Annotated in this window: 18 protein-coding genes and 1 pseudogene; 8 read left to right on the top strand and 11 right to left on the bottom strand. The window is 65.3% G+C overall.

Features of this window, described 5'->3' with window-relative positions; genetic code table 11:
• Positions 1 to 40: 40 nt before the first annotated feature.
• The 3 genes from AC1DFE_RS15190 to AC1DFE_RS15200 all read right to left on the bottom strand — a co-directional run bounded on the left by AC1DFE_RS15190 (position 41) and on the right by AC1DFE_RS15200 (position 2638).
• A complete protein-coding gene (locus AC1DFE_RS15190; protein WP_476906706.1) occupies positions 41 to 1339 on the bottom strand; it encodes an RNA polymerase sigma factor in 1299 nt (432 codons plus the stop codon).
• 45 nt (positions 1340 to 1384) lie between these two features.
• Positions 1385 to 1711: a YciI family protein gene (locus AC1DFE_RS15195; protein ID WP_476906725.1), complete on the bottom strand. Its 327-nt coding sequence runs from the start codon at positions 1709 to 1711 to the stop codon at positions 1385 to 1387.
• Positions 1712 to 2179: 468 nt separating this feature from the next.
• Positions 2180 to 2638 (bottom strand): hypothetical protein, encoded by a 459-nt coding sequence (locus AC1DFE_RS15200; RefSeq protein ID WP_476906707.1) that lies wholly within the window; start codon positions 2636 to 2638, stop codon positions 2180 to 2182.
• Positions 2639 to 2953: 315 nt separating this feature from the next.
• On the opposite strand from AC1DFE_RS15200, the gene AC1DFE_RS15205 reads away from it, so the two are divergent.
• The gene (locus AC1DFE_RS15205) at positions 2954 to 5149 is read left to right on the top strand and encodes a multicopper oxidase family protein (protein WP_476906708.1); all 2196 of its coding nucleotides are present in this window, start codon (positions 2954 to 2956) and stop codon (positions 5147 to 5149) included.
• Positions 5150 to 5235: 86 nt separating this feature from the next.
• A complete protein-coding gene (locus AC1DFE_RS15210) occupies positions 5236 to 5787 on the top strand; it encodes a dihydrofolate reductase family protein (RefSeq protein WP_476906709.1) in 552 nt (183 codons plus the stop codon).
• A gap of 29 nt (positions 5788 to 5816) precedes the next feature.
• On the opposite strand, the gene AC1DFE_RS15215 is transcribed toward AC1DFE_RS15210, so the two are convergent.
• On the bottom strand, positions 5817 to 6374 hold the full coding sequence (locus AC1DFE_RS15215; RefSeq protein ID WP_476906710.1) for an NADPH-dependent FMN reductase: 558 nt from the start codon (positions 6372 to 6374) through the stop codon (positions 5817 to 5819).
• Positions 6375 to 6830: 456 nt separating this feature from the next.
• Here AC1DFE_RS15215 and AC1DFE_RS15220 point away from each other — a divergent pair, with 456 nt between their 5' ends.
• From AC1DFE_RS15220 to AC1DFE_RS15230, 3 genes are all read left to right on the top strand, one after another.
• Positions 6831 to 8195, top strand: a complete 1365-nt coding sequence (locus AC1DFE_RS15220; protein WP_476906711.1) for an MFS transporter — start codon at positions 6831 to 6833, stop codon at positions 8193 to 8195.
• Between the two features lie 36 nt (positions 8196 to 8231).
• Entirely contained in the window at positions 8232 to 9503 is a 1272-nt protein-coding gene (locus tag AC1DFE_RS15225; RefSeq protein ID WP_476906712.1) for an aminopeptidase P family protein, read from the top strand.
• A gap of 201 nt (positions 9504 to 9704) precedes the next feature.
• Positions 9705 to 10559: an IclR family transcriptional regulator gene (locus tag AC1DFE_RS15230; protein WP_476906726.1), complete on the top strand. Its 855-nt coding sequence runs from the start codon at positions 9705 to 9707 to the stop codon at positions 10557 to 10559.
• A gap of 125 nt (positions 10560 to 10684) precedes the next feature.
• Here the strand turns inward: AC1DFE_RS15230 and AC1DFE_RS15235 are convergent, their stop codons facing one another.
• The 3 genes from AC1DFE_RS15235 to AC1DFE_RS15245 form a co-directional block, all read right to left on the bottom strand.
• Entirely contained in the window at positions 10685 to 11812 is a 1128-nt protein-coding gene (locus AC1DFE_RS15235; RefSeq protein ID WP_476906713.1) for an ABC transporter substrate-binding protein, read from the bottom strand.
• Positions 11813 to 11888: 76 nt separating this feature from the next.
• Complete coding sequence (locus tag AC1DFE_RS15240) at positions 11889 to 12770, bottom strand: ABC transporter permease (RefSeq protein WP_476906714.1); 882 nt, start codon at positions 12768 to 12770, stop codon at positions 11889 to 11891.
• Entirely contained in the window at positions 12767 to 13729 is a 963-nt protein-coding gene (locus tag AC1DFE_RS15245) for an ABC transporter ATP-binding protein (RefSeq protein ID WP_476906715.1), read from the bottom strand. The genes AC1DFE_RS15240 and AC1DFE_RS15245 overlap by 4 nt, the downstream gene beginning before the upstream one ends.
• A gap of 155 nt (positions 13730 to 13884) precedes the next feature.
• On the opposite strand from AC1DFE_RS15245, the gene AC1DFE_RS15250 reads away from it, so the two are divergent.
• Positions 13885 to 15498, top strand: a complete 1614-nt coding sequence (locus AC1DFE_RS15250) for an ATP-binding protein (protein WP_476906716.1) — start codon at positions 13885 to 13887, stop codon at positions 15496 to 15498.
• Positions 15495 to 16181, top strand: coding sequence for a response regulator (locus AC1DFE_RS15255; protein WP_476906717.1), 687 nt, complete (start codon positions 15495 to 15497; stop codon positions 16179 to 16181). Before AC1DFE_RS15250 ends, AC1DFE_RS15255 begins: the two co-directional genes overlap by 4 nt.
• 18 nt (positions 16182 to 16199) lie before the next feature.
• On the opposite strand, the gene AC1DFE_RS15260 is transcribed toward AC1DFE_RS15255, so the two are convergent.
• The 3 genes from AC1DFE_RS15260 to AC1DFE_RS15270 form a co-directional block, all read right to left on the bottom strand.
• Entirely contained in the window at positions 16200 to 16676 is a 477-nt protein-coding gene (locus tag AC1DFE_RS15260; RefSeq protein WP_476906718.1) for a nucleoside deaminase, read from the bottom strand.
• 130 nt (positions 16677 to 16806) lie between these two features.
• Entirely contained in the window at positions 16807 to 17355 is a 549-nt protein-coding gene (locus tag AC1DFE_RS15265) for a cysteine peptidase family C39 domain-containing protein (protein WP_476906719.1), read from the bottom strand.
• A gap of 376 nt (positions 17356 to 17731) precedes the next feature.
• Positions 17732 to 19279 (bottom strand): M23 family metallopeptidase, encoded by a 1548-nt coding sequence (locus AC1DFE_RS15270; protein ID WP_476906720.1) that lies wholly within the window; start codon positions 19277 to 19279, stop codon positions 17732 to 17734.
• 627 nt (positions 19280 to 19906) lie between these two features.
• On the opposite strand from AC1DFE_RS15270, the gene AC1DFE_RS15275 reads away from it, so the two are divergent.
• Entirely contained in the window at positions 19907 to 23116 is a 3210-nt protein-coding gene (locus AC1DFE_RS15275) for a bifunctional cytochrome P450/NADPH--P450 reductase (protein WP_476906721.1), read from the top strand.
• A gap of 181 nt (positions 23117 to 23297) precedes the next feature.
• Here the strand turns inward: AC1DFE_RS15275 and AC1DFE_RS15280 are convergent.
• Positions 23298 to 23463: pseudogene (locus tag AC1DFE_RS15280) on the bottom strand (IS1380 family transposase); the annotation flags it as partial.

The following is a 23463-nucleotide window of genomic DNA, read 5'->3' on the forward strand; positions in this document are numbered from 1 at the left end:
CCGCGGCCAGCTGAGGGCCGCTTGCTGTGGGAAAGATGGATCAGGATGAGGGACCGGGAGCTGTCTCCGCCAGCCGCTTGCCAAGGTAGCGGCGCTCCGCTTCCGTTGGCGCGAGTGCCCGGGCGCGCTGGTATTCGCGGCCGGCCTCCGTCCTTCGGCCAAGGCGCCGAAGCAGGTCGGCCTTTGCCGCGGGCAGGAGGTAGTACCCGTCGAGCGATCGTGTCCGGTCCAGTTCCTCGATGAGGGCAAGGCCCGCCGCCGGTCCCCGGGACATAGCGACGGCGACCGCACGGTTAAGCTCGACGACGGGCGATGGCGCTATCCGGGCAAGGGCGTCGTACAGGGATGCCACCCGGGCGAAGTCGGTGCTTCCGAAGTCGTCGGCAACCATGTGGCACGCCGCGATGGCGGCCTGGATACGGTAGCTCCCCGGCGGTGAGCCGCGCTCAAGGCCGCTCCGCTCCGCCGTCGTGAGCAACCTGAAGGCTTCGGTGATCGCGGGCCTGTCCCACAAGGTACGGTCCTGATCCTCCAGCGTCACCAGGTCCCCGGCAGCGTCAGTCCGCGTCCGCCGTCGGGCATTATGAAAAAGCATGAGCGCCAGGAGGCCAAGCGCCTCGGGTTCCTGCGGCGAACCGTCGAGCAAAGCGATGAGCAGCCGGGCGAGCCGGATCGCCTCCCGGACCAGCGGCTCGCGGGTCAGCGAGGTGCCGCCGGTGGCTGAATAGCCTTCGTTGAACAGGAGGTACAGCACGGCCAGGATGCCGGCGGTGCGTTCCCCGATCAGCTCCGGCGGCGGCACGCGGTACGGGATGCCCGCCTCCCGGATCTTGGCACGCGCCCGGACCAGCCGCTTCGACATGGTCGCTTCCGAGACAAGGAACGCGCGCGCAATCTCGACGGTCCCCAGCCCCGCGACCGTCCGCAATGTCAGCGCCACGCGGCCCTCGATCGGCAGCGCCGGATGACAGCAGGTGTAGATCAGCCGCAGCCGATCGTCGTCGGCCGCCGGATTGGCGCCGGCGTCATCCGGCAGACCCTCCGGCAGCCCTTCAAGCTCCGCGAGGATCGCCAGTTCAGCGAGCGCCTTCTTTTCGCTGGCCGCACTCCGCATCCGGTCGATCGCCCTGTTCTTGGCAACGGTGGTGAGCCAGGCCCCGGGGTTCCTCGGTATGCCTCGCTGCGGCCAGTCGACAAGGGCGCGCGCGAAGGCGTCCTGCACGCAGTCCTCGGCCAGGCTCCAGTCACCCGTCACGCGGATGAGGGTCGCGGTGATCCGCGCGGTCTCCATGGCAGAGGCAGCCTCGATGGCTGCACGGACATCCGTCAGTTCCGGCACCGGCTCATCCCTCCCTCCACCATCTGCCGACGCTTCAACGGAGAACTACTCGCCGAACGGCCACACCGGCCTGATCTCGATCTTGCCGAATTTCGCCATGGGGTGCTTGGACGCCACTTCGACTGCCTCGTCAAGGTCGGCACACTTGATGATGTCGTAGCCCGCGATCCATTCCTTCGTCTCCGCAAACGGCCCGTCCGAGACCACCACTTCACCCCCGCGCACGGTCACAGTGGTCGCATCCTCAACGGGACGCAACCTGTCCCCGTGCTGGGCCACGCCGCGGGCTTCCATCTCGGCAACCCATTCCTCAATGTTGTCCTCGGCGGCCACATACTTCGGCGCGGTGGGATCGGTGCAGATGAAAAGCATGTATTCCACGATGACTCCTTCTTAGCTGTTGACACCCCTACGACGACCGGGCAGCCGCCAAAAGGACACTCGGCGAAAAAATCTTTTCGGCGGACTTCCTGCGGCTTCAATCGACTACCCGCAAGATACCCCACAGCGGTGACAACGAGCCTCCAGCCATAGAAAGTTCGACGGCGGTACTCGCCGAAAGTGCGTCGGCCTGGTTCCGCGGTGATAGAGCGTCCGGAAAAAGGCGACAGGAAGTGAGAGAGCGTTTGGCCTGAAGCGGCGAAAAGTGAGAGAGCGTTTGGCCTGAAGCGGCGAAAAGTGAGAGAGCGTTTGGCACGGCGACGGCTCGGCTGCGCTTTTCTGCGCGGCCGGGCCATCGGTCAGCAATCGGATTCAGGAAATTACGGGTTACGCCGGGGCCCCAGCTGATGGCAGCCGGGCCGCCGTTGTTCCAGCCGGAAGAAGCTGATGAACGGGCCGCTATGGGTTGACGGTGGCTGTCACTACCGAGAAAAGCCTGCTGTAGTTCGGGCAGACACTCAATTTTTCATCAGCTGGAACCCGGGCACCGTCCAGCGCCACCTTGGCCCCTTCCGACAGGGATGAACCATCCGGCAGAGCCAGTGATTCGCCGGCGAACGTGGTGCCTTCGGGGAAGATCAGTGTTGTAGATTCACCGTCGGGGGTATGCACCACGATGCATCCAGCCCCGTCCGCCGCGAGACTGCCGATGAGTTGGCCGCTTTGCTCGGGGGCGGACGACACTCCTGCGTGCACCACGGCTTTCTTACCTCCGGCACTCTGCACCACCGCCGTCGGCATTTCCTGCTGAACCGGAGGCGCAGCCGATGTGGATGCGGGCTCCCCCTGCGGCGCCGAACATCCCGTAAGCAAAAGCGCGATGGCCGCGGCCAATCCCGCAGCAGCCCGATAGGTCATCCCAGTCCCCTGAAGTTCGACGCCGATCCCTGGCCCCAGCATAGGACAGCGGCCATCTGTTCGCGCTGGCTAGTCACGGTCCCGTTAGGGGTCCGCGGTTCAGGCGGGCGAACCGGTTGGCGCTGCCAGCGGTGGTACCAGCCTTTTTCCAAGGTTCTGCACGCAAAGTAGTTGCCTTGGGGAATCATCATAGAAAACTAACCCACAGGGACAGGGAGGTCCTCGTGGTCTGGATCTGGTCTCTGAATCCGTATTGGGGTTGGCAGGGGCTGCAGCTGACTCGGCTTGCGGCCCCATGCCAGGGAGGCACTGACCATGACTGAAGAATCCACAAACGCCAGCGGGCTGGGACGCCGCACGCTGCTTCGCTTGGGAGCGGCCGGAGGAGCCGCAGCCGCACTCGCCGCCGCACAAACGTGGGCCGGCCCGCTACTGGCCCAGAGAGGACTCCTCTCCGCCGACGGCGCGTTCGCCGCCACATCCACAGCCCTGAGTGACGGGTTGTTTTACATTGAAAAGTTCCCAACCAGCCCGCTGATCATCTCGCCATTCCGTGACCCGCTGCCGATCCTGAAGGCGCTGGCACCGGTACCGAAGTCGGTGTACAGCGCCTGGCCGAATCCGCCAGGGCCGGGACCGGGTCAGCAGAACTCGCTGCGCAACGAGCGGCACCAGATCTGGCCCAGCCAGATCGGCTATCCGGACCCCATCGTCTACAAGATCGACCTGTTGCTCCGGACCCACGCGTTCACCACCTCCCAGGTGCTGCCCATCGATGCAAACGGCCGGCCTACGATCTCGTTTGACGAAAAGCGCAAGACGTACCCCGCGGGCACGAAACGGACTTTGCCTCCCAGCGCGATCTACGGCTTCAACGGCGGCTTTCCGGGGGCAAGGATCAACGCGGAATACGGAAAGCCCGTCCTGGTGCGGTTCGAGAACCACCTGGACGAGAACCCGCTGAACCTGGACCGCCAGGACTTCGGCTCCCCCGACTGGTCGTTCCTGACGCACCTGCACAACGGCCACACCGCACCGGAGAGCGACGGCAACCCGCACTACTCGATGGTCGCCGGGCCCAGGCACCGGGGCTACCTACCGAAGATGTTCGTCGACAACCTCTACCTGAACTTTCCCTCCGGCGGGGACGACCGCGAGAAGCAGAGCTTCTACTGGTTCCATGACCACACGATGGACCACACCGGTGCCAACGTGTACAAGGGCATGGTGGGCGTGTACCCGCTCTATGACCCCAAGAACGGCCTGGACATCGGCGATGAGCGGCGGGGACTGCGGCTGCCGGGTGTCCGCACCAACAACCCGGACGGCTCCTTCGACGTCAAATACGACATCCCGCTGGCGTTCTTCGACTGCAGCCTGGACGACGGCGTTACCGTCCACAAAGATTTCCACGACGGGTTGGGCGAGTACCCGGCCGCCAAGAACCCGGCGACCCATCCCGAATGGTGGGGCAAGACCTTCTACAAGCACTTCCCCAACCACGGCTTCGTCGGCGACCTCTTCACCGTCAACGGCACGGCCTTCCCGGTGCTGGAGGTCAAGCGGCGCAAATACCGCTTCCGGTTCCTGGATGCCTCCGTGGCCAGGATCTACGAATTCAAGCTCATGAGTTCCACCAAGGGACCCAAATCATCGGCGTCGCTCGGTTACAAGGGCGACGAACTCCAGGGTCAGTACCGGATCGAGGACGGCCAGCAGTGCATGCAGTTCACCCAGATCACCGCCGACGGCGGCCTCCTGCCGCTCCCGCTCAAACGGAACTCGTTCGAACTGTGGCCCGCGAAGCGACGCGAGGTGATCGTCGATTTCACGCGCTACCAGGACGGCACACCCACCACCAAGGGCGACGTCATTTACCTCACCAACGTGATGAACATGCCCAATGGCCGGATGTGGTCCAAGTCCTCCCGGTTCTCTCCCGACCCGAGGTACAAGGTGCCGGTCCTCAAGTTCGTCATTGGCGATACCGCGCCGGATGACAGCCTGATCCCCGCCGCCACCTTCCCCCTCCGTCCCCTTCCGCCGCTGCCCAGCAACTGGCAGACCCTGCTGGACAACCGCCTGATTTTCGAGGTGGAGCGCGGCAGCGCCGGAGGGGAGACCGAGTGGCTGATCAACGGCAAACCCTTCGACCCGCAGCACGTGCTGGCAAGTCTGAAAAACCGTGCCGGCCGAACACCTCTGGCCCAGCAGAAGAAGGGAAGTTTCAACCTCTGGGAGCTCCGCAACGGTGGCGGCGGCTGGGTTCACCCGGTACACCTGCATCAGGAGGAACACCGGACCGTCATGCGCAACGGCAAGGACGTGACCCGGACACCCGATCCCGGGCATCCTGATGACGCCGCGAAAGAAGACACGGTAGCTCTTGATCCCGGTGAGTCAGTAATCGTCTACCGGGGGTTCCGGGACTTCACGGGGCCCTACGTGGGGCACTGCCACAACCTGGCACACGAGGACCACGCCATGATGTTCGCCTGGGAAATCACATGACCCATGCCGGCCGGTGACGCAACACCTTCCGCCGGCGGCCGCGAGGGAATACGGTAATGCCTGTTGACCCGATTTTGGAGGAATTGATGCGCAAAGTGACCGCCGGACTGTTCCACTCTGTGGACGGCGTGGTGCAGGACCCGTTCAAGTTCCAGTTCGACAGCTTCGACGATGACCTTGGCAAGGGACTGACCAAGATGATCAACACAGTGGACACAGTCGTGCTGGGGCGCGTCAGCTATGAGGAGTGGGCCGGGTACTGGCCCACCGCTGCCCGGGATGAGGACTTCGCCGCCTTCATCAACCCCGTGGAGAAGTTCGTCGCATCGCGCACCCTGTCGGAGCCACTCGACTGGGAAAACTCGCACATGATCGAGGGACCGCTAGAGGATTTCATCAGCGATCTCAAAAAGCGCGACGGCGGCGAGATCGCCGTATGCGGCAGCATCTCAGTCACGCGGCAGCTCCTGTTCGCCGGCCTCCTCGATGAGTTGACCCTCATGACGCATCCCGTGGTGGCCGGCAGCGGGCGGCGGCTCTTCGAGGACGGCGACCCATTGACCAGGCTGGAGCTGAAGGACCAGTACAGGACCAGCAAGGGTAACGTCGTCAGCACCTACAGCGTGCGCAACGACTGACGCTTGGTTACCTCCCTGCGACCGTTCTGTCAGGTCCGGATCGTTTTGAGGGCGGTGGACCAGGCGATGAGCTGGTCCAGCAGCGGCTTCAGAGCCTCTTCAGCGTCATCACTCGGCGTGAAGCGGGTGTAGTTCTCGAACTCTGACGCGAAAGGCAGTGCCACCTGGGCACGGACGCCGGCCATTTGCAGTTCGGCGGTGACCAGGCGGAGGCTTTCCACCGCCCGCACTCCCCCGGCACTGCCATAGCTGACAAACCCGGCGGCCTTGTTGTTCCACTCCGCATAGAGGAAATCCAGTGCGTTCTTCAGGGCACCGGGAACGGAGTGGTTGTATTCGGCGGTCACGAAGATGAAGCCGTCGAAGCGCGAGATTGCCTCCGCCCAGATCTTCGTGTGCTCGTGCGTGTACTGGCCCATCGAGGGCGGTATGGGCTCATCCAGCAGGGGAAGGTCGTAGTCCGCCAGGTCAAGCAACTCAAAGTCCGCCCCTCCCCTGGCACCGGCCCGGGAGTACACCCACTCTGCCACCTGCCTGCTGCGGCGCTGCGGACGGGTGCTGCCGATGACCACAGCTATCTTCACCATGACTCACTCTCCCGGTCATTGCTGTGATTCCTTGATACAGCGATGCAGGCGGGGAAGCCATAGCCAGCTCTTCACTTGCAGAGAGCGTCCGGGAAAACCCGACGAAAAGTGAGAGAGCGTCCGGGAAAACCCGACGAAAAGTGAGAGAGCGTCCGGGAAAACCCGACGAAAAGTGAGAGAGCGTCCGGGAAAACCCGACCAAAAGTGAGAGAGCGTTCCATCTCCAGTGCGCCCGCGAATCGCCTTCTGTCGCAACGTCGTTGCAGTCCTGACAACTATGGTCGTTCGCCGCCGCGGCGCCCCTCCGACAGGCCGCCGCCATGCGTCCTGTCGCCACAGGCTGAATCTGACGCCGAGGAAAACCGAATTACCCATTGACGGGTGAACTGCATCACGCCTATTCTGGTGCAACAGTGTTGCAACAGAAGCAACCCACAAGTTCTCATTGGTGGACACATGGAACACCCGATAACCCAACCCTCCGGAGCAGCAGAGCCGCTGACCGGCCAGCAGCCCAACAGCACCACACCCCACACCGGCGACGAAGTCAGCAAGGACACCCGACGCCGGGTCATCACCGCGAGCTTCATCGGCAACTTCGTCGAATGGTTCGACTACGCCGTCTACGGCTACCTGGCCGGCATCATCTCCACGGTCTTCTTCCCGGAAGCCGACCGCCAGACAGCACTGCTGGCCACCTTCGGCGTCTTCGCCATCTCCTTCTTCGTCCGTCCCCTAGGCGGCTTTTTCTGGGGCCACATCGGCGACAGGCTGGGACGGCGGAAGGCACTGTCGCTTTCCATCGTCATCATGTCCGTGGCCACGTTCTGCATTGCCCTGATCCCCGGCTACGGCACCATCGGCATCATGGCGCCGGTCCTGCTCCTGCTGGTCCGCGTCGTCCAGGGGTTCTCGGCCTCCGGTGAATATGCCGGTGCTTCCGCCTTCCTGGTGGAGTACGCACCGGCACACCGGCGCGGACTTTATGCCGCCGTCGTACCCGCCAGCACCGCGGCGGGCCTGCTCCTGGGCAGCCTGCTGGCAGCGCTGCTCACGTCAGTCCTCAGCGAAAGCCAGCTGCATGACTGGGGATGGCGCCTGCCGTTCCTGCTCGCTGCGCCGATGGGCCTGATAGGCCGGTACATCCGCACCAAACTCGAGGACACCCCCGCATTCCGCGCCCTTGCCCAAGAGGACCACGGCACCAAAAAACCCGCCAGGGACATGTTCAGGAACAACCGCAGGCAGCTCATCATCGCCACCGGCGCGGTGCTGCTGAACGCGGTCGGCTTCTACGTCATCCTCAGCTACATGCCCACGTACCTCTCCGAGGAGCTGGGCTTCGGCGCCGGCGAGTCCTTCCTGGCCACCACCATCGCGCTGGCCAGCTACATCGGCTTCATCTTCCTCACCGGCATTGCCTCGGACAGGTTCGGCCGCAAGAGGATGCTGATCACCGCGTCCGTGCTGTTCATGCTGGTGACCGTGCCGGCGTTCATGCTCCTGAACACAGGCAACTTCCTGGTGATCGTTTTGGTCCAGATCCTCCTGGGCGGCATGCTCACCCTCAACGACGGCACGCTGCCCAGCTTCCTGGCCGAACTCTTCCCCACGAAGACCCGGTACAGCGGCTTCGCCGTCAGCTTCAACCTCTCCAACGCCCTGTTCGGCGGCACCGCCCCGTTCATGGCCACTCTCCTCATCGGCCTCACGCACAACAAACTAGCCCCCGGCTGGTACCTCGTGGCCGCCTCCCTGGTTTCCCTCATCGCAGTCCTGTTCGCCGTGGAGACTTCCAAGAAGCCCCTGCAGCAGCACTGACAACACACCCACCGAAGAAAGAAAAGGAAAAACCGAATGACCCTCACCGAGAACCTCACCCGTCACGGCAACGCTGTCAACGACGTCGCCAAGCTCGAGCGCCTCAAGGTCCTCAACAACGGCGAGAAGGTCTCCCTGACCTTCTCCGACGCCGAGTTCGAGCGCCGCCTCGCGGGCCTGCGCAGCATCATGGCCGAGAAGGACCTGGACGCCGTCGTCCTGACCAGCTACCACTCGATCAAGTACTACTCCGATTTCCTCTTCACCTACTTCGGCCGCTCCTACGCCATGGTGGTCACCAAGGAGGACACGGTCACCGTCACCGCAAATATCGACGCCGGCATGCCCTGGCGCCGCAGCTACGGCGAGAACCTCGTGTACACGGACTGGCGCCGGGACAACTACATCTTCGGCATCCAGGAAGTCCTGCGCACCCGCGGCATCAGCGTCCGCCGGCTCGGTGTCGAGGATGACTCCCTGCCGTTGGACAACCGCAACAAGATCCAGGCCGCCTTCGAATCCGCCACCCTGGTGGACGTGGCCCAGGCCGCCATGCGCCAGCGCATGATCAAGTCCGCCGAGGAAATCGAGGTCATCAAGCACGGCGCCCGGATCGGAGACCTCGGCGGCGAAGCCATCCGCAACGCCATCACCGCCGGCATCACCGAGTACGAGGTGGCCCTGATCGGCACCGAAGCCATGGTCCACGAGATCGCCCGCACCTTCCCCAACTCGGAGATCCGCGACACGTGGGTCTGGTTCCAGTCCGGCATCAACACCGACGGCGCGCACAACTGGGCCACCACCCGGAAGATCCAGGAGCACGACATCCTGTCCCTGAACTGCTTCCCCATGACCTCGGGCTACTACACGGCCCTTGAGCGGACACTGTTCTTCGGCGAGCCGGATGCCCGTTCCCTCGAGCTGTGGAACATCAACGTCGAGGTCCACCGGCGCGGCCTGGAACTCATCAAGCCCGGCGCCGTCTGCAAGGACATCGCCGCCGAGCTCAACGAGATCTACGTATCCCACGGCCTGCTCGCCAACCGCACCTTCGGCTACGGCCACTCCTTCGGCGTCCTCAGCCACTACTACGGCCGCGAAGCCGGACTCGAGCTGCGCGAGGACATCGACACCGTGCTCGAGTCGGGCATGGTGGTCTCCATGGAACCGATGATCACGGTCCTGGACGGCCAGCCCGGCGCCGGCGGCTACCGCGAGCACGACATCCTGGTGGTGGGCGAGGACGGCGCCGAGAACATCACCAAGTTCCCGTTCGGCCCTGAACACAACATCATCAGCGCCTAACTCCCCAGTTGGCTGACAACTCAGCTGACCACCGGAAGGGCATGCCCTCCCCCTGCTCACCGCCGTTGTCACCAAGGCTTTTGATTTAGCAGCCTTGGGTTAAGCACGACGACGGCGGCTGGCCGGGAGGGCATGCCCGCCCCCGCTTCCGCGAGGCAACAAAGACCGGAAGCACGACAGCGAAGAAATATAGTGAACACCATGACTCCCCCGGCAACACCCGCGAACCCAGCCCCCGGCGCAGGCAAAGAGGCGGGCAAAGACGCCGGCAATGGCGACGCCCGCGGCGCGTCGGTGATCGTCAATGCCATCGCCGTGCTCCGCAGCTTTACCGCGGACGAACCGATGCTGGGCGTCACCGAGATCGCCAGCCGCGTGGGCCTGCACAAGAGCACGGTCTCCCGGATCCTCGCCACGTTCGAGCAGGAGCACCTGGTGGAGCGGGACCCTGATACGCGCCGCTTCCGCCTGGGCCTGGGCCTGATCGCGGTGGCCGGACCGTTGCTGGCCGAACTCGAGGAACGCCGCGTGGCCTATCCCGTGCTGCGCGAACTCACCGAACGCACCGGCGAAACCAGCGCCCTCATGGTGTGGAACGGCGCGGAGTCCATGTGCGTGGAGCAGATCGCCAGCCGCCAGCAGGTCAAGCACACCGCACCGCTGGGAGCGCGGTACAACGACGCCCTCAGCGCCTCGGTCCAGATCTTCCTCGCCGCCGAACAGCCCGAACGTGTCAGCACCCTGCTCCGCAGCGGCACCGTCACCCTGCCCGGCTTGGACGACCACTCCGTCGAGGAGTACCTGCGGCGGCTCAGGGAAGTCATCAAGCGCGGCTGGGCCATCAACTACGGCGAGACGTCCATCGAAGAGGTGGGCATCGCCGCCCCGGTCTACGACCACCGCGGCGACATCGTGGCCTCCGTCCTCATTCCCGCGCCGCGGTTCCGGGTCTCGCCGGACACCCTGCACAGCCTCGGCGAGGCCTGCGCCACCGCCGCCCGGCAGGTCACCCAGCGCCTGGGCGGCGTGGCCCCGAAGCAGCGCAGCAGCGCATAGGCACCGCGCGCACCTTCCCCCGTGCACGACGACGGGCCCGCACCTTTCGCGCTGAAAGGTGCGGGCCCGCCGTCGTACTTTTAAGGTGGGTGACGCTGGAACTTGGGTGACGCTAGCCGGTGGGCTTAGCCGTCCGAGCCGGCCGGCGCCGTCGTGGGCGTGTAGCCCTCGAGCTTGAGCGCGGCCTCCGCGTACTTGTTGTTGAACGTGCCGCCGAAGGTGACCTTGGACGTGTCCACGCCGTTCTGCTTCTCCATGGCGAAGATCACCTTGGGACCGCCCGCGGGCATGAGGCCGTCCGGCAGGAACTGCCCCTTGTCCGTGTCCAGCGCCTTGACGTACTGGTCCTTCGAGATGGTGCTGTTCTGGACGAAGGTGGACGGCAGCTTGTCCGCGATCTCCGCCGCCGAGTGGGTGCTGATCCAGTGCATGGTGTCCACCAGGGCGTTGACAACCTTCTGGGCCTCATCCTCGTGGGACTTGACCCAGTCGCCCTGTGCAAGGACGCTGGCGGCCGGCCACGCGCCGCCCAGCGCGGCCTTGGTGCCCTCCGCGGTGGCGAGGTCGATTGCGGAGACGGCGAGGTTCTTGCTCTCGAGCGCGCCGACGGTGGGCTGCGTGGTCATGACGCAATCCGCCGAGCCGCGCTGTATCGCCGCGATGGCAGTGGCCCCGGAGCCCACAGCGAGGGTGTGGTAGTCATTCTTGGTGACTCCGGCCTTGGCGGCGATGAACTGTGTGAGCTCGTCGGTCCCGGATCCGAGGTCGGTCACGCCGACGGTCTTGCCCCTAAGGTCCGCCCCCGAGTGGACATTGGCTTTAGGGCTGCACATGATGCGCTCGCCCGGCGCACTGGAGAGCTGCACGAGGTCGATGACGTTCTTGCCCTTGGACTGGAAGTCCACTGTGTGGATGTACCACGCACCGGCCATGTCCACCTGGCCGGACGCCATGGCTTCCTCCGCACCGACGCCGCCGTGCTGCTCGGTGGAGAGCTCCACCTTCACGCCGTACTTGTTGTAGTAGCCGAGGCTTTCCGCGAGCTGGTAAGGCAGGTAGATCTGCTTGTCGATGCCGCCCACCATGAGCTTGACCGTGGGCATCTGCGAGGTGTCGGCAGCGGCTGTGCCGCCGGAACCGCTTCCGGAACCGCTGGAGGCGGGGGCGCTGGAGGCGGTGCCGCCGCCGCAGGCAGCGAGGCTGAGGGCAACCGCGCCCAGGGCAGCGGCGGCGTAGATCTTGTGCTTCATCATTGGGGCACTTTTCCTTGTTCTCTTCATGGATGTGGCAGTTTTTGGTGAGCGGAAATCTGTTGGATGGCCTGGGCTGTCAGATGGCCTGGGCTTCCGAGCGGTTTGGTGGCCGCCACTTCAGGAGGGAGTGTTCCAGCAGGCTGATCAGGTATTCCGCCGCCAGGGTGATCACCGCGATGATCACCATGCAGGCGAAGACGGTGTTCGGATCGAAGGTGCCCTGCGCCTGGCTGATGATCAGGCCGATGCCCTGCTGGGCGCCGAGCACCTCCGCCACCAGCGCGCCGATGATCGCGAAGCCGAAGGCCGTGTGGAGGCTCGCGATGATCCACGTCATCGCCGAGGGAATGGTCACGTGAATCGCCACCTGGACCGGTGATGCACCGAGCACGCGGACGTTCGCCACGAGGTTCTGGTCCACCTCACGCACGCCCTGGAAGGCGTTGAAGAAGACGACGAAGAACACCAGAACTGCGGCGAGAAGGACCTTCGGGAACACCCCGAGGCCGAAGGCCACGATGAAGATGGATCCCAGGACGATGCGGGGAATCGAGTTCACGATCCTGATGTACGGGCCCACCACGGCCGAGAGGTACTTGTTCGAGCCCAGCAGGAGCCCGAGCACCACGCCGACAAACGTGCCGAGAAGGAAGCCCAGGCACGCCTCCTGCATGGTGATCCAGAGATTCTCCCAGATGGTGCCGAAGGCAGTTCCCTCCGTGAAGAGCTTCACGAGGCTGTGCCAGATCTCGCTGGGCTGGCCGAAGAAGAACGCGTCCACCCAGCCTTCCTCCGTGAACCACTGCCAGCCACCGACTACAGCCACGGCGAGGACTGCGCGGCCCACCCAGATCGCCGTGGTGCGGCGCCGGTATTGCTTTTTGCCGGACTGCACGGCCGCAGTCTGCTGCTGTTCCTGGTGCGGGTTCACCGTTTCCCCTTGCACAAGAGTGGTCATGCTGCTGCACCTGCCGTTTTCGCGTAGGCCCGGGTGACTTCGTCCTTGAGCGATTCCCAGATCTGGCCCTGCAGTTCGAGGAAGCGCTCCTCATGCCGGATTTCCTGGACATTGCCGCGCGGCCGGGGCAGGTCGATGTCGAAGACGTCCTTGACCGTTCCGGGGCTGCTGGTCATGATCACCACGCGGTCGGAGAGTGCCACGGCCTCGTCGAGGTCATGGGTGATGAACAGGACCGAGGGCCGGAGCTCCTCCCAGAGCTTCAGGAGCTCGTTCTGCATGATGGCCTTGGTCTGCACGTCGAGCGCACCAAAGGGCTCGTCCATGAGCAGGATCCTCGGATTGTTGATCAGCGCGGCGGCCATGGCCACGCGCTTGCGCATTCCGCCCGAGAGCTGGTGCGGGTAGCGGTCCTCGAAACCGGCCAGCCCCACGCGGCGGATCCAGTCCCTTGCGAGCAGGGTGGCCTCGCGCTTGGGGGTTCCCAGCAGGACAGGCCCCATCATCACGTTGCTGAGGACGCTCTTCCAGGGGAAGAGCGCATCCGCCTGGAACATGTAGCTGACGCCGTCCGTGACACCGTCGACGGTTTGGCCGCCGACGCGCACGGAGCCCTGGCTGGGACGCTCCAGCCCGGAGACCTGGGCCAGCGTGGTGGACTTGCCACAGCCAGTGGGGCCAACGATCGAGCAGAACTGCCCGGGTTCCACAGCAAGCGTCACATCCTGAATCGCGGTGAACGTCTCACCCTTCGGCGTGAGGTAGCGCTTGGTCAGCCCCGCGATATCAATGCCGGCATCATTGCCGGCATCCGCTGGCGGGCGGATTCGATGGTTTACACCCATGGCGTAAAGCCTCTCTGTTGTGTCTGCGCCAGCCGCCTCATTTGCGGCGACGCCTTTGTCCGGTGGATCCTTGAGCCATGCCTTCGACAGTTCGTCCTTTGTGACATGAGTCATGATCAGTGCACCTACCCTAGAAAGGACTGCCGGGGCAGGGCCACGCTTGCGTGCCTTGTGAGGGTTATTAGCCTTCATTCATGTTTTGAAGCTTTTGATCGGAATGCCGTCCGGGTCGCCCGATACGCCGTCCCGGGCCCGGCCGGGGGCCGGCAGTGAGCAGCCCGCGGGCATGGTGGGGTGCCCGGCCGCTCGCGTCGCAGATCCTCGTGTGGACGCTCGTGCTGATCGTGGTCACGGTGGGTCTGGGCGGACTGGTGACCAACCGCATCACCGGCCAGGTCCTCGACGACCAGTTCCGGCTGCGTGCCCTCGGCGTCGCGGAATCCGTGGCGCAGATGCCGGAGGTGGCCACGGGTGTGACCACCGGCGATCCGGGCCACGAGATCCAGGTGGTGGCAGAACGGGTTCGCACCCGCGCCCAGACGGACTACGTAGTGGTCACTGACCGGGACGGGGTCCGCTTCTCGCACCCCACGCCGTCGCTCATCGGGAAACGCCTCGAGGAGCCGGTGGCGGTCCTCGACGGCCAGACCCACCTGGGCACCGACCACGGCAGCCTCGGCGACTCTGCCAATGCCAAGGCGCCGATCCTGGACGCGTCGGGTAACGTCGTCGGGCAAGTCTCCGTGGGCATCCTCGAGACCACCGTCAGCGTGGAGCTCGAACGGGACGCCGGGATCGTGGGCGGGTCCTCGGTGCTCATCCTCCTGATCGGCGGTGCGGGCTCGTTCCTGCTGGCGCGGGCCATCAAGCGAGCCACGTTCGGACTCGAGCCTTCGGAGATTGCCTCGCTCCTGCAGGAGCGGGAGGCCCTTCTGCACGGCATCAGGGAGGGCATGATGGGAATTGACGACGCCGGACGGGTCACCGTGATCAACGGCGAGGCCCGGCGCCTTCTGCGCCTGGAAAACACTCCGCTGGACCGCCCGGTGGAGGAGCTTATCCCGGAGGGACGGCTCCGCGACGTCCTCACGGGTGAGGCGCCCGGCGCTGACCAGACGATCATCACCGACGATTCCCTTCTCGTGGCCAACCGCATGCCGGTAAGCGTGGGCGGCCGGAGCGTGGGCGCCGTCGTGACCCTGCGCGACCGCACTGAAGTGGAGGCGCTGGTGCGGGACCTGCGTGCACTCGAAGGGCTCATGGCTGCCCTGCGCGCGCAGGAGCACGAGTACGCCAACCGCATGCATACCGTGGGCGCACTCCTCCATCTGGGCGACATTGAGCAGGCGCGCACCTTCATCTCGGGCATCGCGGATACATCGCGCTCCCTCGGCGAGGGACTGCGCGCGCGGATCGAGCCACCCGAACTCGCGGCGCTCATCTATGCCAAGATCACGGTGGCCGCGGAGCAGGACGTGAACGTGGCCGTCTCCGACGAATCACGCCTCCGCGAGCCGGGGCTCGGGACCCAGGACCTCCTGACCATCGTGGGGAACCTGCTGGACAACGCAGTGGACGCCGTCTCCAGCCTGTCGGGCCGGCGCGAGGTGACGCTCACGCTGGATGACTCCTCCGGCGTCTTCGTCTCGGTGACCGACAGCGGTCCGGGCGTGCCCGCGGACGCGGTGGACGACGTCGTACGCGACGGCTTCACGACGAAAACCGAACGGGCGGGCCAGGCCGGGGGTCCGGCGCTGCGGCGCGGCATCGGCCTGGCGCTCGTGGCGAGGATCGTGCGCCGCGCGGGTGGCACCATGGATGTGTTCGCCGGACCGGGCGGCCGCTTCGAAGTGTGGATCCCGAAAGATGAGGCAGAAGGATGATCCGGGTACTGGTTGTCGACGACGACTACCGCGTGGCGCGGCTGCATGCCGCCCAGGTGGCGCGTGTTCCGGGGTACGAGTGTGTCGGTGAGGCGCACACGGTTGCCGAGGCGCGCGCCGCGATCACGAGTGAGCGCCCCGACCTCCTGCTCCTGGATGTCTACCTGCCCGACGAGGACGGCATCTCGCTCCTGCAGTCCCTGCGCGAGGCGGGCGAGGACGTGGACGTCATCATCATCACCGCGGCACGCGACGTCGGGACGGTGCGCGCGGCGATGCGCGGCGGGGCGGTGTACTACCTGGTGAAGCCGTTCGGGTTCGAGCAGCTCGCCGAGCAGCTGCGGGCCTACCAGAAATGGCGCGCGGACGCCGAGTCGCGGCGGATCACCGGCCAGTCGGACGTGGACGCCCTGTTTGCCTCCCGGCGGGCTTCTCCTTCGGCTGGTGCAGCCCCCAGCTCCGCGAGGCGCCTCCCGCCGACCATGCAGAAGGTGCTCGACGCCGTCGTCGCGGCCGGCCGTCCCCTGGGCGCGCAGGACGTCTCGGACCTCATCGGCATCTCGCGCCCCACCGCACAGCGCTACCTCAGCGAGCTCGAGCGCAAGGACCGCGTGGCCCTCCACCTCGAGTACGGCACCACCGGCCGCCCCGTGAACACCTACGTCCCGGCCGACACACGTTAGTTCCGCTCCCCCACACACCTACTCGGCGATGTCCTCCGCCCACAGGTCCGCATTGTCGTCCTGGAAGGTGCGCATCATGTCCACGCAGCGCTGATCATCCAGCACCACCACCTCAACGCCACGTGACCGCAGGAGCTCGAATTCGCCGTCGAACGTGCGCGCCTCACCCACCACCACGCGCGGAATTTTGAACTGGATGATGGTTCCGGTGCACATGGCACACGGGGCGAGGGTGGTGTAGAGCGTGGTGTCCCGGTAGCTCTTCTGCCTGCCGGCCGCCCGGAGTGCGGACATTTCGCCGTGCGCGATCGGATCGCCGTTTTGGACTCGCTCGTTATGTCCGCTCGCGACAACCACGCCGTCACGGGCCAGCGCTGCTCCGATGGGAATGCCGCCCTCGCTGAGGCTTTTTTGCGCGGCTTGGTAGGCGGCTTCGAAGGCGTGGTTGTGGGTTTGCGGTTCCGGGCTGGAGGTTAGTCGCTGTTCGTGGGTCATGCGTCATTTTCCCTTATCGGCGTAGTTTCCGGCTTGTCTTTAACGTCTTCAGCGTATGCCGGGGAACTGCCGGAGGCTGACGTGCTCTATTAGGTTTGGTGCGCGCGTCTGCCGTCACCACAGGGAATGCTCAGGAGATTGAAAACCGGATGCCTCGGCCTGAAAAGTGGGCCCAGAATGTGGCGAGGTCCAGGCTTATGGCTTTTCCTTGCGTCGGGTGACGACTTGACGGCCGGTGGATCCATAGGTGGCCAAGCTCTGTAATCCCGGCTACTACTGCAAGGTGTCCGGATTTGCCCTCGGTTTCAAAGGAGTGGCCGACGGAGACGATGAGCGCGCCGGGCTCACGTACGGCATCCATGAATGTTTCCTGCGTTAGGAGCTGCGTCCGTTCGGCTTTGAGACCATACTTTCTGCCATGAAGAGCCAGCCCCTCATGGCTCCATCCGGACTGCTCTGAGTACGCCCCATCCCGGAGCAGTTCTTCAGTAATGGTTGCTGGAAGTGCCTGTAGGCCCGGTTTGAGGCGCCCGTACACCATGCGAAGACAAGCTACTCCGCATGACCTCGTGTCCCAAAACTGAGCTGCTTTCAGAGCGGGGAAACCCAGTGCCTGCCAGTCGTGACTGACCATGGAACTGTAAAAGGGACCAGTGGCGGGTGTCAGGTCAGTTGGCATTCCTCAGGGCTTTCCTCGGGGCAGCGGCTACCGAACGGCGTTTGATCGTCATGGTCCTCGTAGTGGCTGTTGTTGTCACGTTCGAATCTACAGTCTTCCCACGCAGCATGGTGCGTCAGCTCCCCCTTGTGTAGATCTCGGAAAGCGTTCCGACGGAGGTTCCTTGATCGAAGCTTCACCGCAGAGACTGCATTTTCGGCAGGACGGACGCCTCAGAGCCAAACAAACTGGGATAGCTAAGACCCGCCACATTAACGCAGTGGGGACTTCTGGTGGGTCCGGCCGATTTACGTTGAAGACATGTCTTCAACGGTCGGTCCTGGCCTGCTCCAACACGGGAAGTGCTCCGTCTAGTACCGGATAACCCTGCATCCGGCTATTTTGAGTGTTTGGGCCCTGATTTCCGGGTTACTGCCTCAGCAGGCGTTGGTACTGGAACCTGGACGGACTTCGGCGCGGCAGTGGGTGATGGGCTCGGCGACGGCGTAGCCGCGGAAGCCGGGGCGACAGTCGCTGCCGGTGCCGGAGTGGGTGTAGCCGCAGGAGCTGGCGTGGAGCGCGGCGCAGCGCTGGGTGAAGGGGTCGGCGTAGGCGCCGGCGTGGAGCGTGGGGTGGCACTGGGTGAGGGGGTCGGCGTCGGCTTAGCCGCGGGCGCCGGCGCGACAGTCGGTGCCGGAGTCGGCTTGGGCGCGACAGTCGGTGCTGGAGTCGGCTTGGGCGCGACAGTCGGTGCCGGAGTCGGCTTGGGCGCGACAGTCGGTGCTGGAGTCGGCTTGGGCGCGACAGTCGGTGCTGGAGTCGGCTTGGGCGCGACAGTCGGTGCGGGAGTCGGCTTGGGCGCGACAGTCGGTGCTGGAGTCGGCTTGGGCGCGACAGTCGGTGCGGGAGTCGGCTTGGGCGCGACAGTCGGTGCGGGAGTCGGCTTTGCGGGTTTAGGCGGGGCCGCCGTCCGGCCCGGAGCCGGTATTGCGTGCTTTGGCGCCTTCAGCCTGGGTGCCGGCACCGCCACCTTCCGCACCGGAACCGCGGCCCGTCTGGAGGAAGGCTTTGCTGCGGAAACAGACGCCTTGGCGGCAGAAGAAGTTTTCACCGCTGAAACCTTGCGTGCGGAGGGTTCATGCTGATCGTTCAGCGCATTCTGCTGGGCGCTGGCCCCGACCGGAACAGCCCAGGAGACAGGCTCCGTGGCGGTGCCGGGCTTCTGGTAGTCGGTCCTCTTGACGTCGGCAACGGGCCCCGAGTGGCGCACCCGCACGAGGGTCCAGTTGTCGGGGTCCGTGTGTTTGCCGTTCAGAATGGTCTCGAAATGGAGGTGGCATCCGGTGGATGACCCCGTGGTCCCCACCTTGGCGATGAGCTGCCCGACCTGAACCGTCTGGCCCTTCTTCACACCGATGCCCTGCAGGTGGTTGTAGGTGGTGATCAGGCCGTTGCCGTGATCGATTTCCACACGGTTGCCGCCACCCCACGGGTGCCATCCCACTGCCCGCACCACACCGGCATCGGCTGCGTACACACGGGTTCCGCAGGCGGCTGCAAAGTCCTGACCCCAGTGAAACTCCCCGGCCGAGCCGGAGATCGGACTCGTCCGCAGCCCAAAGGGCGAGGTGGGAACAAGGACGTCCAGCGGCGCCATCAGGGTTCCGGCCGCGGGGCGTCGCACCTTGGTGGAAACCACATCGAGTTTTTGAGTCGCTGCCGTTGCTTCGGTGAAGACCACGGTCCGGCTGTAGGACAGGAGCGCGTCCGCCGAGGCCGAGATGGTGCCGGCGCTGGAAACGCTGACGCTTGAATCGCCGGTCCCTGAAACACGGGTGCTTGAAACACCGGTGCTTGAAACGGAGCCCCCTGAACCCCAGGCGACTGCAGCCGAGGCAACAGCAGAGGAGCTAAGGGGCACGTTGACCGAGACGTCACCCGCCATCTCGGCAGGCACCTGCCCGGACGAGAGAACCGGGCCAGCGCCTTGGGATCCAAAAGCATAGACCGCCAGGAATGCCGCGCCCGCGCCTACCCGAACAGCACGACTCAGAACAGGCCGGCTGACAACGAGACGGCTCAGATTTGCAGGTCGCAGGTGCTGCTGCGAGCGCCGGACAACGGCAGGTGCCAGATGCTTTGACAATTTGGATCTCCCCCGTGAAGGCCGCTGGATGCTGGTGAATTGCGGTCACTCCCACCATGGGAGCATGCCGGGCAGGCTGCCGAAACCCATACGGCCGCCTATGTGGATAAGCTCGGAAAATCTTGACCTGGACCCCGCCCTAACTGCGCAAATCCTCGGTTGGCGTTGAGGAATCCCGTTGCGTGCGAACACGCGCCCACGCCACGCGCCACCCCAAGAAAAAACCCGTGGTCGCCGCCACCCGACCGGAGTATCCTGTACACCGCTCGGCCCGTGACGCCCGGCCAGCCCCGCCCAAATAAGCAAGCGAAAAACTGGCGCCCCTCCCGGCAACCAGAAGCAACCAGAAACACCAAGAACCAGCAAACAACCAGCAAAAGAAACCACCAAACCAAGAGTCAATGAAGACCGCCCAGGAGGGGCCCCATGACTTCGCCCAGCAGCAACTCCAGCAGCAGCATCCCCATTCCGCAGCCTCCCACGAAGCCGGTGGTGGGCAACCTGCCCGATATCGACGCCAGCAAGGGCGTCCTGGGCCTGGTGGACGTGGCCGAGGAGTACGGTCCGATTGTCCGCATCGAGGTTTTCAACCGCAACATGGTGGCCGTCTCGTCCCAGGAGCTCGTTAATGAGGTCTGCGACGAAACCCGGTTCGGCAAGGTCCTGGGCATCTCCCTGCGCCAGGTGCGGGAGTCCGCTGGCGACGGCCTGTTCACCGCCGAAACGGAGGAACCCAACTGGCAGAAGGCGCACCGGATCCTGATGCCCGCCTTCGGCCCAAAGGCCCTGAAGAGGATGTTCGCCGGCATGGACGACATCCTCGAGCAGCTGCTGCTCAAGTGGGAGCGGCTCGGACCCACGGCACGGATCGACATCCCTGACAACACCACGCGGCTGACCCTGGACACCATCGCACTCTGCTCGTTCAGTTACCGGTTCAACAGCCTCTACCGCGACGAGATGCATCCCTTCATCGGCGCCATGGTCCGTTCCCTGATGGAGTCCCGGGACCGGTCGCGCCGGCTGCCGGTGCAGAACAAGCTGATGGTCCGCAAGCGGCATCAGCTGGAGGAGGACCGTGCGCTGATGCAGGAGGTGGCTGAGCAGCTCATCAGCGACCGGCGCCGGAACCCGAGTCCGGAAGGCAGCGAGGACATCCTGGACACCATGCTGAACGCGGCGGACCCGGTGACCGGCGAGCGCCTGCCCGAGGACAACGTCGTAAACCAGATGGTCACGTTCCTGGTGGCCGGCCATGAGACCACCAGCGGCCTGCTCTCCTTCACCATCTACGAACTCATGCGCCATCCGGAAGTGCTGCGTAAGGCGCAGGCCCTGGTGGACGAGGTGCTGGGCAGTGAGACTGCCAAGTTCGAACACCTGCCCCGGCTGGGCTACTTGGACCAGATCCTGAAAGAGACGCTACGGCTGTGGCCCACCGCCCCGGCGTTCAACGTGGCCCCGTACGAGGACACGGTGATCGGCGGCAAGTATGAGGTGCCCAAGGGCCAGACCATCATGATCCTGATCCCCCAGCTGCACCGTGACAAGGCGGCGTGGGGAGAAGATGCTGCGCTCTTCAACCCGGACCGGTTCGCCCCGGAACGGTACGCGTCGGTCCCGCCCAATGCATGGAAGCCGTTTGGCAACGGGCAGCGCTCCTGCATCGGCCGCGGGTTCGCCCTGCAGGAGGCCATGCTGTTCCTGGCCAAAGCCCTGCAGCGCTTCGACATCACCCCGGCGGACCCCGGCTATGAGCTGAAGATCAAGCACACGCTCACCATGAAGCCGGAAGGCCTGTACGTCCACGTCCGACGGCGGGACGTCCGGATCGAGGCAGCGGCAAGTGCCGCCGTCGTACAGGAAAGCGGACAGGCACGGACGGCGGAAGCGCCGGCACCGGCGGCCTCTGCCAACGGCGTTCCGGTCCGGGTGCTGTACGGGTCCAATGCGGGCACGTCCCAGGACTTCTCGCAGCGGATAGCGAACGACGCCGGGCGGCGGGGCTATAGCCCCACGATCGGTCCGCTGGACGGGGCGGCCGGCGGGCTGCCCACGGAGGGTATGGTGGCCGTCGTCGCCTCCTCGTATGAGGGGATGCCGCCGGACAATGCCAGGAAGTTCATGGCCTGGACCGAAGGCCTGCAGCCGGGCAGCCTCCGCGGCGTGCGGTACACGGTGTTCGGCAACGGCAACAAGGACTGGGCGCGGACCTATCAGGAGGTGCCCAAGGCCATCGACGCCCGGCTCGAGGCGGCCGGCGCCGAACGGATCTACCACCGCGGCGAGGCCAACGCCCGCGGTGACTTCTTCGGTGATTTCGAGGAGTGGTACGCGGGATTCTGGCCGGCTGTGGACGGCGCCCTCGGGCAGCGGACCAGTGCGCCCACCGGGGAACCGCAGCTGGCCGTCCAGTTCCTGGGCAACGTCCGGGACACGCTGCTGCGCCAGAACGGTCTGGCCGTGGGAACCGTCGTCGTCAACCGGGAACTGGTGGACCTGACCAAACCCAACGCCCGGTCCAAGCGGCACGTGGAGATCGCGCTGCCGGAGGGTATGAGCTACCGGACCGGCGACTACTTGGCCGTGCTGCCACTGAATCCCAGCGACCTGGTGCAGCGCGCGCTCACCCGGCTCAGCCTGGACTACGACTCCCACGTGGTGCTGGCCATGGAGCACGGGGACACGTTCCTTCCCACCGGCACGCCCGTGGCCGTGGGTGAGCTGCTGAGCAGCTACATGGAACTCGCGGTTCCCGCGACCCGGCCGCAGCTGGAGCAGCTGGCCGAGGTGGCGGCGGATCCGGCGGAGCGCGCGGAACTCGAGGCCCTCGCGCAGGACCGGGAGCGTCATGCGGCGGAGATCGTGGACAAGCGCGTCTCGCTGCTGGACCTGCTGGAGATGTACCCTTCGTGCCAGCTGCCGTTCACGTCGTTCCTGCAACTGCTCACCCAGCTGACCCCGCGGCGGTACTCCATTTCGTCGTCGCCGCTGTGGAGCCCTGACCACGCGACCCTGACGTTCGCCGTCGTACAGGCGCCGGCGTGGTCCGGGCGCGGCACGTTCGAGGGCGCGGCGTCCACGTACCTGGCCCAGGCGCGGCCGGGCTCACGGGTGGCGGTGACGGTGCGGCCGTCGAACGCAGCCTTCCACCCGCCGGAGTCGCTGGCCATGCCGGTAATTATGGTGTGCGCCGGGACCGGGCTGGCGCCGTTCCGCGGCTTCGTGCAGGACCGGGCACTGCGGGCCCAGGCCGAGGGGATCCGGCCGGCGCCGTCGCTGCTGTTCTTCGGCTGCCGGGCGCCGGACACCGACTTCCTCTATGCGGCGGAGCTGGCGTCCTGGGCGGAGCAGGCCAACCTGGACCTGCGGCCGGTTTTCTCCAACGCGCCGTCCGACGGGCTGAAGTACGTCCAGCACCGGTTGTGGGCGGACCGGGCGGATGTCAAGGAGCTGGTGAAGCAGGGCGCCACGGTGTACGTCTGCGGCGACGGAAAAAACATGGCACCGGAGGTCCGCGAAACCTGCGAGCGCATCTACCAGGAGGCCACCGGCGCGTCGGCAGAGGACGCCGACGCCTGGATGGACGAGGTGGAGCGCACACACGGCAGGTACGTCGCGGACATCTTCACGTAAAGGGCCGGCTAGCCCCGATTTTTCATAGTCGTGCGTGAGGGTCGCTGCGTTGAGTGGCTGGTTGATCGGTGGTTGTTTTCCGTTTTCGGGCAGTCTGGTGTGGCCCGTTGGTTCGCCTCGGGCTTGGCGCCGGTTCCACATCCGGTTGTGTGCTGGTCGTCGGGACACGATCAGCCGGGGCTCAGCCGGGAGCGGGCGGGAGTTGTTTGAGGCGGCCGGTGTTCTCCAGCAGCAGTTTCAGAAGGTCCCTTTCTGGGGCTGATTCCGGCAGCAACAGTTGGTTCCGGCGGGCGCGGGTGATGATTTTCCCGGCAATGGAGAACACCCGGTAGCGCCAGCGTTTGATG

The organism is Arthrobacter sp. 05T423 (genome assembly GCF_056396245.1).